Origin of the sequence: Corallococcus praedator, assembly GCF_003612125.1 — a bacterium.
GTDB classification, from domain to species: Bacteria; Myxococcota; Myxococcia; order Myxococcales; family Myxococcaceae; genus Corallococcus; species Corallococcus praedator.
In genome coordinates this window covers 1-12,167 of the sequence record NZ_RAWI01000287.1, presented here as the reverse complement: position 1 = coordinate 12,167, position 12,167 = coordinate 1, and the positions used below count along the sequence as shown (strand labels likewise).

Sequence of the window (12,167 nt, the reverse complement as noted above, 5' to 3'; positions counted from 1 at the left end):
GACGTGCGCCATGGGGAGGCGCCGTTCGAGGGGGGATGGGCTCGGCTGTCGCTCCGGGTGGACCCGGAGACCCGGGCGATTTCGGCGGCGACGTGGGAGGCCCCGGAGCGCGTGGGCGCGGGGCATCCGCTGGCCGCGTGCCTGGAGTCGCTGTGCCAGAACGCGGTGGGCATCGGCGTGGACGTGTTCCTGCGCTTCGACGACTTCCACCTGCGGGCCGGGTGTCCGGACGGGATGGAGTCCACGGAGGAGGCGGGCGTGGCGGTGCGGGCGTTCCGGTCCGCCTTCAGCCAGTTCCATCCCCGGGCGTCGGGGCCGGCGTACCTGTCGAGCGGCCTGGTGCTGGCGAAGCTTCCGCGCGGCGCGAGGGCGGAGCTGGTGGAGCCCGGGTTCTACTTCGCGCACTACTACCGCGAGGAGCTGTGGGAGGCGGCGGCGGAGGAGGCGCGCAAGGGCGGCGTGCTGGGGCCGCGGGCGGCGTGCGCGTACATCGACGCGCTCCTGGAGAAGGCGGACGACGCGGTGGAGCTGGACTGGCCCGTGGAGCAGGGCACGGCGACGTGGAACTGGCTGACGCGCGTCTGTCTTCCGGCGGTGGCGGGGAGCGTGGAGCGGGTCCGGATGTTGTTGGAGGGCGGGTACGGGGGCGCGAGCGGGACGGAGAGCTTCCCGTTCGGCCACCTGGACGGGGGGCCCTGGCATCCCCCGGTGGGACTGCGCGAGCCGGAGGACGTGGGGCACGCGGAGTTCATCATCGACGACCTGGAGCACCTGCTGCCGGAGTTGCCGAAGCAGGGCGTGCTGCTGGCCGCGCCACGCTGGATGGCGGTGGGACAGACGCGGGACTCACCCGCGCTGCGCAGGGCAGGAATCACGCGCGAGGAGGCCGGAGGTTTTGGCCTGTTCAACGCGGCCGCGCATGACATGGACGAAGAGGATGATTGAGGACTTGAGCCGGTTGCTACACGCAGACGGGCAATGACGCCGTCCTTCCCTGGGCGGGACGTGCCGCGAGGGCGGCGGCTGCGGCCCATGCCACCCAGCGCGTCCTGGAGGCCGCGGACGTGGCGCGGATCGAGTACCTGCTGGTGGAGTGCGCGAAGGAGGCGCACTTCAAGATCAACGAGCGGGAGTACGGGGAGGGAAAGAGTCCAGACGATGCCGAGTGCATGCGAGAGGTCGGCAAGGACAAAGCGGGCGACCCCGTCCCCCGGCAGGCGGAACTGGGCCGCATGAAACACGAGCGTGCCTTCAAGTGCGTCCAGCAGGAAATCCTCCGACTCTTTCCCGAGAACATCTCCATCGAACCGCGCTATGGACCCAATGGCAAATCGGGCGGATACGCATTGACGAACCGATGGACGGGTTCAATGAAGCCCGACGTCGTCATTCACGCGACAGGCAAGCCTGGGCAGGTCCAATGCGTCTACGACTTCAAATTTCCATGCATCAAATTCAGAAAAGAGAATCCGCGCTCCGACTCTGACACACAAGATCAGGTGACTCTCTACAAAAAACTCGGAGGAAATTGCAATCCTGCGATCGTCACACCTCAACTAGGAATCATTCGTGACTAGATATTCCTCATCGGAACACTTCGCCGAGGAACTCCCACAGGTTCAGCTCCAGGCACGAATCGTCTTCTACCTGCCGCATGACCACAGGGCATTGGCCCCCCTCCTGCAACAGTCGCTCGACACCTACCTCAAACACATTGGGGATGACGGCAACAAGCTGACGACGGGCCAAAGCTCCGACATCAACGAAGGTCCGTTCCCGCTCACAGCCTCCGCTTGGGCAACCATCCACAAGCACCTGGAGATTCCTCGCTTTGGCTTTCTGGATGACATGGACGAGGACTCCATCTGGTTTCGCATCTTGACCAAGCGAGGCTATGACACCGGCATATTCCTGACCGGGGACACGTTTGATCCCTCTGGCTATGAATTCAGATACCGCGCCCGGTTGCCCTGGCGTGAGATATCATCCGAGCACAGTAAACTGAGCGTCAGTGTCCCGATTCGCTTCCTCACTGACCATGGCCCTGACAAGGTGCGAGAACTCGCCTTGGCACTCGCAGAGCGTCTTCCCTTCGCGACGGGCCATGCCGGACTGTCGCTCTCCTTTACCCGGGGTCGCTCGAGGATCCTCTCCATCATCAAGGATGAGCTGATCCGGCATCCAGGCTGGGACGTACCGAACACAGGCGCCATGATGGACCTGGGCGACCAGATCGACGGCGTGCACTGGCTGAACTTCCTGGGCCCCTCCGTGCTTGAAGCCGTGGGCGGCGCCCAGACCCTTCGCTCGCGCCTGAGCGCTCCTGACACCACCGTCCAGGAGCTCACCGGCGGACGTGCCCTGGTCACCCTCGGAGCCGCCCCACTGGCGGGCGACACGAAGATGGATGAACCGGAACCGCTGTTGGCGTACCGCGAACTCGCCCGGGTCCTGGAGCCCTGGCTCCAACCCTTCTACCCCTTCAACACCTGGTCCGACTTCACCGAAGAGGAAACCCGCCGCTGGTGGCGCCGCTTCCTCGACTGAGAAGAACATGCCGACAACGGATCGCGACAGCGCCCTCGACGCGCTCCGACAGTTGGGATTCGTGGCCAGTGCCCGTGACTGGGCCCTGGGCCGCACGGTCTTCGTCACCCTTCCCCCACCCTCGATGCGGCGGTCGACGTCCTCCGGGAGCAGTTCGGGACCTGAACACCCCCACGGAAGCCGCTCCACCGTGTAGGTCCACCTGGGGCGCCGCGAGGATCAACCGTGGAGGATTTTTCTCACGCGTTGCCCGTGGACCCACCCCGCTGGTAAGGCGCTCCCAGGTCGTTCACGGCGGGCGGACGCGGTCGCGTTCGTTCCGGCCCTCGCGGATCGGAGTGGGTTCGATGCGGTCACAGCACGCTGTCTGGAGCAGGGTCCTGGTGTTCGTGGCGGGCTTGAGTCTTCTGGCCTGCGGCACGAAGGAGCAACCGATGCGTGCGGAGGCCACGCGCGCCCCTCTCGCCTCGCCCCCCGGCTGGGCCGCCACCGCGTCCATGGCCAATCCGCGCGCGCAGCACGCGGCCATCCTGCTTCCGTCCGGTGAACTCCTGGTCGTCAACGGGGTCAACCGGACCGGCTTCGTGCTCGCCGCGGAACTCTTCAATCCGGCGACCGGTGCCTGGCGCGGCGCGGGTGCTCCCGGCATCCAGGGCAACGTCACCCTGGGCGTGCTGCTCCCCAGCGGACAGGTGCTCGTCATGAGCGATGGGTCCACCTCGGGCCGCCTCTACGATCCGGCGTCCGGAACGTGGACCGCCACGGGAAACATGGCGCAGACCCGCGCACTCTCCACCCTCACCCTCCTGAACTCGGGACAGGTGCTGGTCGCGGGCGGCACCGGCTCTGGCGGCGTCCGGCTCGCTTCCGCCGAACTGTACAATCCCGCGACCAACACGTTCCTCCCCACGGGCGCCATGACCCTGGGCCGGGGCGCGCACGTCGCCACCCTGCTGAAGGACGGGCGGGTGCTCGCGGTGAGCGGCTTCAACCAGGCGGGCGAAGTGCCCGGCGCGGACCTCTATGACCCCGCGACCGGCACCTGGTCCGCCGCCGCCGCCCCGCTGGTGGCCCGGCACTACGCCACCAGCACCCTGCTGCCGGATGGACGCGTGCTGCTCGCGGGCGGCTTCGCCAGCGGCGGAGTCACCCCCCAGTCGGAAATCTATGATCCGGCGGCCAACACCTGGACCGCCACCGCGAGCCTCACGTTCGCGCGCTCGGGCCACTCGTCCACGCTGCTGCCCGATGGCCGGGTCCTGGTCACCGGAGGGTCCCTCGGCGGCGGCGCGGCCGCGCAGATCGCCTCGGAAGTCTATGACCCCGCCACGGGCACCTGGTCCGCTGCGGGTTCAATGCTCATCGGCCGCGAGAACCACACGGCGACGCTGCTTCCCTCCGGCAAGGTGTTGGTCGCGGGCGGATACACCAGCGCCCCCAGCCTCACCTTCTACGCGGAGACGGAGCTCTACGATCCCGCGGTCAACCGCTGGTCCCCCGCCGGCGCCATGGGCACGCCCCGGACCGACCCCCTCGTCGTGCTGCTGCCCACGGGCAAGGTGCTCGTCGCGGGAGGCCGCGCGGCGGGCGGCCCGTCGGCGGTGTCGGAGGTGTATGACCGGACGACCAACGCGTGGACCCCCACGCCGGACCTCGCCTCGCCCCGCGAGCGCGCCACCGCCACCCTCCTGCCTTCGGGTCAGGTGCTGGTCGTGGGCGGTCGCAATGGCGCCAATTCGGTGAGCTCCGCCGAGCGCTACAACCCCACCACCAACGTCTGGGACCCGGCGGTGTCGCTCCCCAATCCCCGCCACCTGCACACCGCCACGCTCCTTCCGGATGGCCGGGTGCTGGTGGTCGGAGGTCAGCTCAACACGACGGTGATCGGCTCCGCGGAGCTGTACGACCCCGCGGCCAACACCTGGACCGCGGCGGCCCCCCTCGCCTCCGCCCGTGGCGGACATTCCGCCGTGCTGCTCCCCGATGGCCGCGTGCTCGTGGTGGGTGGCCATGACAACGGCGGCGCCGAGCTCGCCAGCGCGGAGCTGTACGACCCCGCGACCAACACCTGGGCTCCCGCCGCGGCACTCGCCCAGGCCCGCGACGAGCTGACGCTGACGCTGCTGCCCTCCGGTCAGGTCCTGGCGGCGGCGGGCATCTCCGCCTTCGTGGAGCTCACGTCCGCGGAAGTCTACGACCCCGGCACGAACACGTGGACCACGACCGGGCCGCTCGCGCAGGCGCGCTGGCACCACACCGCTTCGCTGATGCCCTCCGGCAAGGTGCTGGTCGCGGGCGGTCTGACCGTCAATGGCGACTACGCCGACGCCGCGGAGCTCTTCGATCCGCTGACCCGCACCTGGAGCACCACCAACGCGCCCGCCGTGGCGGGCGGACTCATCTCCGCCGCCCTCGCCTCGGGCGAGGTGCTCGTCGCGGGAGGCATGGACGCGCCCACCGCCCAACTGTTCGAAGGCACCGGCGCGCAGCCCGCGTGGAAGCCGGTGGTGGACAACCCGGCGACCCTGGTGGCCGCCTGCCCCACCGTGCTCGAAGGCCTCCTCTTCCGGGGCATCTCCGGCGCGAGCAGCGGCAGCTACTCGGACTCCCCCACCGACTTCCCCCTCGTGCGCCTGAAGGCCGCGGAGGGTGGGCGTCTCTGGACGCTTCCCAGCTCCGACTTCTCGTCCACGCGCGCGACGGTGACCGTGCCCGCCGGCACGCCGCTGGGCACCTACGCGCTCTCCGTCTTCGCCAACGCCATCCCCGGTGGACGCATGGTGCAGGTGGTCGCCAACCAGGCGCCCACGGCGCTGGATCAGGCGGTCTCCTCGGCGGTGGACACGCCCGCGGCCATCATCCTCACCGGGACCGACCTGGATGTGGGGCAGGTGTTGAGCTTCACCGTGGTCACCCCGCCCCAGCACGGCACGCTGAGCGGCACGCCGCCCAACGTCACGTACACCCCGACGGCGGGCTACGTCGGCGACGACAGCTTCACCTTCCGGGCCCGGGACTGCGTCCAGGACAGCGCCGTGGCCACGGTGTCCATCACCGTCACGGCCGGGCCGCTTCCGGGCCTCACCTGCCCCTCGGACGTCACCGCCGAAGCGACGGATGCGAATGGCGCCATCGTGATGTATCCGCCGGCCGTTCCGGATCAGGCGGGCGCCCTGGTGGACTACTCGGCGGACTCGGGTGACCGCTTCCCCGTGGGCACCACGACCGTCACCGCGACGCTGCCCAGCTCCCAGGTCTCGTGCACGTTCCGCGTCATCGTGCAGGACACCGTGGCGCCCGTCGTGAGCTGCCCGGCGGACATGACGGTGACGTCCAATGACGCCTCGGGCGCGACGGTGACGTTCGAGCCCACGGCCACGGACGCCATCTCCTCCCCTCCGTCGGTGACGTCCTCGCCCGCTTCGGGCAGCACCTTCCGGGCGGGTGACACGCGGGTCACCGTCACCGCCACGGACGCGGCCGGCAATTCCTCTCAGTGCACGTTCCAGGTCCGGGTCCAGGCGACCGTCGTGGAGATCGCGGGCGGTGGCTGCCAGAGCACCGGCGACGGCGCGCTGCCCGCGCTGGCGCTCCTCGCGGGGCTTGCTTCGTGGAGCGGCCTGCGCCGCCGCCGCACCGTCAGCGGGGTGAACTGAGCCATGCGCCACGGATCCGAACGTCTCGCACGCCCCTTCCTTTCTCGAATGGACTTCTCCTTGCGTACACAGGCTCAGAGATGGGCGCTGGCCGCGCTGCTGGCCGCCGCCCCCACCGCCCTTGGCCAGACCACCACGAGTCCCCTCGTCCCGTTGGATCTGGAGCGCTTGCGCTTCACTCCGGGGGCGACGGACTCGATGCTGGTGGACACCGGCAACGTGCTCCCCGAGGGCGGCTACCGCCTGCTCCTCATGGCCCACCACGAGCGCGGCATCCTGCTCCTGCAGGGCAGCGACGGGCTGGAGCGCTCCATCATCCACTACCGGACCTCCGGCTGGCTCGCGGGCGCGTGGTCGCCCATCGAGAACCTGGAGCTGTCCGCGAAGCTGCCGGTGATCATCCACCAGGCAGGACATGGCGCGGAGTCGCTGGTCGGCGTGTCGGAGCCGAAGTCCTTCGGCCTGGGGACGCCGGAGCTGGGAGCCCGGTACGCGCTCCTGCGTCGTGAGGATGGAGACCCGGTGTTCCTCGGCCTGGGCCTGGACATCGGGATTCCGGGTGGCACCGCGGACGCGTTCGGCCGGCAGCAGGGCTGGGCGGGGTTCCAGTTCGCGCCCCGCGTGGCCGTGAGCCGCGAGGTCGGCCCCGTGGTGTTGGGCGCCAACGCGGGCGTGCGGATCCGCTCGCGTGAGGTCGAGCCCGGTCGCGACGTCGGCACCGAGTTGGAGCAGGGCGTGGTGGTGGCCACGCGCGGAACCGGCCTGAGGGCTGAAGTCGCATTGCAGGCCGCCGAGTCCCTGGTGGAATCGGACCTGGCGCTGGAGCTGCTGGGCGGCGTGCGCCTCCCGGTGGGCAAGGGCTTCGAGGCGTTCGCCATCGGCGGGCATGGCTTCACGGACATCCCGGGCACGCCGTCGCTCCGGTTCGCGGCGGGCATCGCGTACGCGCACCAGCCGCCGCGCGAAGACAAGTGCCAGAGCGGTCGCAGCCACACGCCGGCCGAGTGCCCGAACCAGGATGACGACGGGGACTCGGTGCCCAACGGCGAGGACAAGTGCCCGCTGGAGGCCGGTTCGAAGGACAACGGCGGCTGCCCGGACACCGATTCGGACAACGACGGCGTCGTGGACCGCGAGGACAAGTGCGCCTCGGAAGCGGGCCTGCCGAAGTACCAGGGTTGCCCCGCGCCGGACGCGGACAAGGACGGCGTGCCGGACGACGAGGACAAGTGCCCGCAGCAGGCCGGGACCGCGGCCAACAACGGCTGCCCTGCGTCCGACACGGACCAGGATGGCGTCCCGGATGACCAGGACAAGTGCCCGAAGGAAGCTGGCACCGTGGCCAACAACGGCTGCCCCGCGCCCGACTCGGACAAGGACGGCGTCCCGGATGACCAGGACAAGTGCCCGAAGGAAGCCGGCACCGCGGCCAACAACGGCTGCCCTGTGATCGACTCCGACAAGGACGGCGTCCCGGACAACGAGGATGCGTGCCCGAAGCAAGCCGGCACCGCGGCCAACAACGGCTGCCCTGCCGAGGAGCCCAAGACCGAGGAGCCGACGAAGTCGCCGCTGGAGCACCACGTCCGGTTCCCGTCCGGTCTGGCGGAGTTCCAGGAGGAGGAGCAGCGCGAGCTGAACGCGGTCGCGGACTACCTGAAGGCGAATCCCCGCATCACGCTGCGCATCGAGGGCCACACCGACAACAGCGGCCCGGATGAGCTCAATCGCACGCTCAGCCAGCAGCGCGCGGATCGCGTGCGTGAGTACCTCATCCAGAAGGGCATCGCGGGCTCGCGTCTGGAGGCGAAGGGCTACGGGCCCGAACGCCCGCTGCAGACCAACGACACGCCCGAGGGCAAGAGCGCGAACCGCCGCGTGGAGTTCGTCACCGTGACGAAGTAGCGCAGGAACCGAAGACGCCGCTTCGTGGACCGGAAGGCAGGGTCCGCGAAGCGGCGCACGGGAGCATCAAGCGTCTTCCGGCTGCAACTGCACCAACGCCGGCAGTTCCGCCGCACGGTCGCGAAGCCGCGCCTTGGGCCGGATGGCCACCGGGACGCGCGCGGCCGCGAGCAGATCCAAATCAAACACGTTGTCGCCGAAGGCGGCGTAGAGCGGCCGGTCCGTGCGCTGCCTGAGGCAGTTCACCTTGCCGGGGCCGTAGGGCACGGGCTCGAAGACAGACGTCCGCAGCCGACCGTTCTCTTCCCTCGGCGTGCACGCCAGCACGAACTCCGACGTCAGGCCCACCTCGCGCACCGCGGCCTCCACCACCGCTCGCGGAGACGCGCTGACGACGTAGCAATCCACGCCCTGGCTCCGGGCCCAATCCACCACCCGGCGAGCCTCCGGATGGATGCGTCCAGCCACGCCCCGCCGCTTCACCACGTCCTCGGCGAAGCCGCGCACCTCCTCCACGTGCCAGCCCGCGAACACCCACGCCATCATCTCGTAGGTGTCCTTCTCCGGCAGCCGTCCGGCCTCGAACGCCGCGAACAGGGCGCGCGCCAGCGTCACCGCGTCCGGATGTGACGCCACACCATGCCGAGCCCCCAGTCCCTCCAGTGCCTCCCGGGCCTCGGCCCGCACGCCACCGTGCTCCAGCAGGGCGAGGAACAGGTCGTCCCCCACGTCCCCGCTCCACAGCGTGCCATCCCCATCGAAGGCCAGCACGCCGTCCGGCGTCTGCGCGACCTCGCGACGGATGCGCTCCAGCGTCTCCTCGACCCGCTCCATCCTCATGTCCGTCATCCTCGCCGCCCCCCCTGTCCGGTGTCACCCCGTCCGAAAGCTCCTGCCACGCGAGGTGTTCAACACCGGCCCCTGCTTCCATGTCGGCACAGGCATTCGCGGCGCCAGGAGCATGACTACCTTCCCGGCATGGCAAGGACCGAGAAGGAGAAGATGCTCGCCGGCGAGCTGTATCTCGCCACGGACCCCGAGCTGATGGCCGAGCGGGCCCGCACGCGCAAGCTCCTGCGCTCGTACAACCAGTCCACCGAGGACGAGCTGAAACAGCGAGAGGGCCTGCTCGCCCAACTCCTGGGCGCGGTAGGCGAAGGAACGTGGATTGAACCCCCGTTCTTCTGTGACTACGGCGCGCACATCCGGCTGGGCGCGCGCGTGTTCATGAACTTCCAGTGCGTCATCCTCGACTGCAATCCGGTGACGCTGGGAGATGACGTGTTCATGGGTCCCGGCGTGCAGCTCTACGCGGCCACGCATCCCCTGGACGCGGACGAGCGCATCAAGGGCCCGGAGCTGGGACGTCCCATCACCCTCGGCTCCAAGGTGTGGATTGGCGGCGGCTCCATCATCTGCCCGGGCGTCACCGTCGGGGAAGGCACCACCATCGGCGCGGGCAGCGTGGTGACCCGCGACATCCCGCCCTACGTCTTCGCCGCGGGCAACCCCTGCCGCGTCATCCGGAACCTGCGTTAGACGGAGCCGCTCTCCTCGACGGCCTCGCCCTCCTCCACCCCGCCGGGCCCTTCCACGGTGCGCTCCAGCGTCCGAGCCAGCGCGACACGAGCCTCCGCGACCTCTTCGGACGCCGCGCCATCTCCGGTGCGCGCCGAAGCGGGCACCGTGCCTTCCAACTCCTCGGGGTGCAGGCGGAACCACTTCGCGATGAGCATCACCTCCTGCGCCTCCTGGGCCCGAAGGCCAATCGCCTCTGGCTCCGGCATCGCGAAGATGTCCCGCACCCGCGCCTCCAGCGCCGACAACTCCTCCGACGTCTGGGGTGCCGGCACCTCCGCGCGGATCCGCCCCCGGCGCAGCACGTAGGTGCGGTCCTCGCCCCCGAGCTGCCCCCGCACCGTGTAGACCAATGACAGGCGTCGCAGTGTCTGGCCCAGTTCGACAATCCACGACCGCACGCGCTCCAGCCGCTCGGCCCGGTCGCGCAGCTCCGCCGCGTATTCGAACTGGAGCCGCCGCGCCGCCATCGCCATGCGCTCGCGCAGGATGACCAGCGGCCGGTCCGACCCTCCGTTCAGGAATGCCCGCGCCAGGGCCACCCGCTCCAGGTACTCCGCCTGGGTGCACCCGCCCGCGCACGGGGAGAGGCAGCGCGCCGTCTGCCCCCGCATGCACCGGGGGTCGTCCTTCATCGGGAAGAGCTGGAATTGATCCGCCAGCCGCATCGGCGTGTCGGAAGGACAGTCGCGCAGCTCCAGCAGGTCGTTCACCGCGCGCACCACGTCCGCCATGGTGTGCCGGCCGTGGAAGGGCCCGAAGTACTCCGCGCTCCCGCCGCCGCCGGGCTGCCCCACGACGCGCAGCCGGGGCACGGCCTCCCGCGTGAGCTGCAGGAAGCAGTGCGCGCGGTCCTTCTTGTGCTCCACGTTGTAGAGCGGTCGGTGGCTCTTGATGAGCCGAAATTCGTGCAGCAGCGCCGCGAACTCGCTGGCCGTGTACTCCCACTCCACCCGGTGCGCCTGCGCGATGATCTCCGCCGCCTTCTCGCCTTCGTCCGCGCGGAAGTACGACAACAGCCGCGTGCGCACCCGCACGGATTTGCCCACGTAGAGCAGCTCTCCGGCGGGACCGAACATGCGGTACACGCCGGGCCGGTTCTCGGCCTGCGCGCGAACGTGGTTCAGGAGGCCTGTGACGCGGGGATCCATGCGACGGTGGGAGCCGGGCCACCTGCGGCACCCGGGCTCCGCAGGCTAACCCGTCAGGTCGCGCCGCACCGCGCTTGCTGCCCCCGCGAAGACATCCCGGCCGGTGGGCGGGCGACAGGACACGCGCCCCTGCCCCCGCCGGGTTTCAGCCCACGTCCTTCAGGGTGACGGCGGTGGCGGCGGCCTCGTCCTTGAGGTCCTTGGGCGTGGCCACGGCGGCCTTCAGCTCGCGGTACGTCTGCGCGTAGCCGTTGCGCAGGATGCCCTCGCGGATGCGCTCCATCAGCTTCTGGTAGTGCCGCACGTTGTGCACCGACAGGAAGCGCGAGCCCAGGTGGTGCTTGCCGCGCATCAGGTGCTGCAGGTAGCCGCGCGTGTAGCGCTTGCACACGTAGCAGTCGCACTCCGGATCCAGCGGCCCATCCTCCAGCCGGTAGGCCGTGCGCGTGATGCGGACGAGGCCCTGGAACGTGTACGCATACCCCTGCTGCGCCATCTTGGTGGGGATGATGCAGTCGAACATGTCCACGCCGCGCAGCACCGCCTCCAGCAGGTCCGTGGGGGTGCCCACGCCCATCAGGTAGCGCGGCTTGTCCTGCGGCAGGGACGCGGTGGCGCGCTCGGTCATCGTGTCGCGCTCCACCTTCGTCTCCCCCACCGCCAGCCCACCGATGGCGAACCCGTCGAAGGGCAGCTTGGTGAGGAACTCCGCGCTCGCGTCGCGCAGGGCCGGGTGCACGCCGCCCTGGACGATGCCGAACAGCGCCTGGCCCGTGGACCGCTTCTCCTTCGCGGCCAGGCTGCGCACCGCCCAGCGGTGGGTGCGCTCCATGGCCTCGCGCGTGCCGGCCTCGTCGGTGCGCGAATCGATGCACACGTCGAGCACCATCATGATCTCCGAGTTGATCGCCTGCTGCATGGCGATGCTGGACTCGGGGCTCAGGAGCTGGCGGCTGTTGTCGTAGAAGCTGCGGAACTGCGCGCCCTTCTCCGTGATGAGCCGGTCCTCCGGCAGGGAGAAGATCTGAAACCCGCCCGAGTCCGTCAGCACCGCGCCATCCCACCCCATGAACGGGTGGATGCCGCCGAAGCGCTCGAACACCTCCGCGCCGGGCCGGAGCATCAGGTGGTAGGTGTTGGCGAGCAGGATCTTCGCCCCCGTCTCCTTCACCTCCTCCATCCCGAGGTGGCGGAAGCCCGCGTGGGATGATGCAGTCGAACATGTCCACGCCGCGCAGCACCGCCTCCAGCAGGTCCGTGGGGGTGCCCACGCCCATCAGGTAGCGCGGCTTGTCCTGCGGCAGGGACGCGGTGGCGCGCTCGGTCATCG

9 protein-coding genes are annotated in these 12,167 nt (G+C 69.8%); 6 read left to right on the top strand and 3 right to left on the bottom strand.

The features are described 5' to 3' along the window. The 5 genes from D7Y13_RS45920 to D7Y13_RS48250 form a co-directional block, all read left to right on the top strand. The coding region (locus tag D7Y13_RS45920; RefSeq protein WP_158626172.1) for a hypothetical protein at nucleotides 1–945 on the top strand (945 nt) is incomplete at its 5' end. Nucleotides 946–1,064: 119 nt separating this feature from the next. Beyond that, on the top strand, nucleotides 1,065–1,577 hold the full coding sequence (locus D7Y13_RS45355) for a hypothetical protein (protein ID WP_147444133.1): 513 nt from the start codon (nucleotides 1,065–1,067) through the stop codon (nucleotides 1,575–1,577). Then, complete coding sequence (locus D7Y13_RS29160) at nucleotides 1,570–2,547, top strand: type VI immunity family protein (RefSeq protein WP_120581936.1); 978 nt, start codon at nucleotides 1,570–1,572, stop codon at nucleotides 2,545–2,547. The genes D7Y13_RS45355 and D7Y13_RS29160 overlap by 8 nt, the downstream gene beginning before the upstream one ends. A 347-nt stretch (nucleotides 2,548–2,894) precedes the next feature. Then, nucleotides 2,895–6,203, top strand: a complete 3,309-nt coding sequence (locus D7Y13_RS48255) for a Kelch repeat-containing protein (RefSeq protein ID WP_233595230.1) — start codon at nucleotides 2,895–2,897, stop codon at nucleotides 6,201–6,203. A 60-nt stretch (nucleotides 6,204–6,263) separates the two neighbouring features. Further along, complete coding sequence (locus D7Y13_RS48250) at nucleotides 6,264–8,108, top strand: OmpA family protein (RefSeq protein WP_233595229.1); 1,845 nt, start codon at nucleotides 6,264–6,266, stop codon at nucleotides 8,106–8,108. A gap of 66 nt (nucleotides 8,109–8,174) precedes the next feature. On the opposite strand, the gene D7Y13_RS29150 is transcribed toward D7Y13_RS48250, so the two are convergent. Continuing rightward, nucleotides 8,175–8,948 carry an HAD family hydrolase gene (locus D7Y13_RS29150; protein WP_120581935.1) on the bottom strand — a complete coding sequence of 258 codons (774 nt, stop codon included), beginning with the start codon at nucleotides 8,946–8,948 and terminating at the stop codon, nucleotides 8,175–8,177. A 138-nt stretch (nucleotides 8,949–9,086) separates the two neighbouring features. Between D7Y13_RS29150 and D7Y13_RS29145 the strand changes: the two genes are divergently transcribed. Further along, nucleotides 9,087–9,647 carry a sugar O-acetyltransferase gene (locus D7Y13_RS29145; protein WP_120581934.1) on the top strand — a complete coding sequence of 187 codons (561 nt, stop codon included), beginning with the start codon at nucleotides 9,087–9,089 and terminating at the stop codon, nucleotides 9,645–9,647. Here D7Y13_RS29145 and D7Y13_RS29140 read toward each other — a convergent pair. Both D7Y13_RS29140 and tgt read right to left on the bottom strand, forming a co-directional pair. Further along, on the bottom strand, nucleotides 9,644–10,837 hold the full coding sequence (locus D7Y13_RS29140; protein WP_120581933.1) for an excinuclease ABC subunit UvrC: 1,194 nt from the start codon (nucleotides 10,835–10,837) through the stop codon (nucleotides 9,644–9,646). The two genes, D7Y13_RS29145 and D7Y13_RS29140, sit on opposite strands and share 4 nt — an antisense overlap. A gap of 145 nt (nucleotides 10,838–10,982) precedes the next feature. Then, nucleotides 10,983–12,008 carry a tRNA guanosine(34) transglycosylase Tgt gene (tgt, locus tag D7Y13_RS29135; RefSeq protein ID WP_244222385.1) on the bottom strand — a complete coding sequence of 342 codons (1,026 nt, stop codon included), beginning with the start codon at nucleotides 12,006–12,008 and terminating at the stop codon, nucleotides 10,983–10,985. Nucleotides 12,009–12,167 lie beyond the last annotated feature (159 nt).

Bases quoted from the DNA above. Each gene is read 5' to 3' on its own strand.
- D7Y13_RS48255 (WP_233595230.1), top strand. From the start codon at position 2,895: ATGCGGTCACAGCACGCTGTCTGGAGCAGGGTCCTGGTGTTCGTGGCG.
- D7Y13_RS29150 (WP_120581935.1), bottom strand. From the start codon at position 8,948: ATGAGGATGGAGCGGGTCGAGGAGACGCTGGAGCGCATCCGTCGCGAG.
- D7Y13_RS29145 (WP_120581934.1), top strand. From the start codon at position 9,087: ATGGCAAGGACCGAGAAGGAGAAGATGCTCGCCGGCGAGCTGTATCTC.
- D7Y13_RS29140 (WP_120581933.1), bottom strand. From the start codon at position 10,837: ATGGATCCCCGCGTCACAGGCCTCCTGAACCACGTTCGCGCGCAGGCC.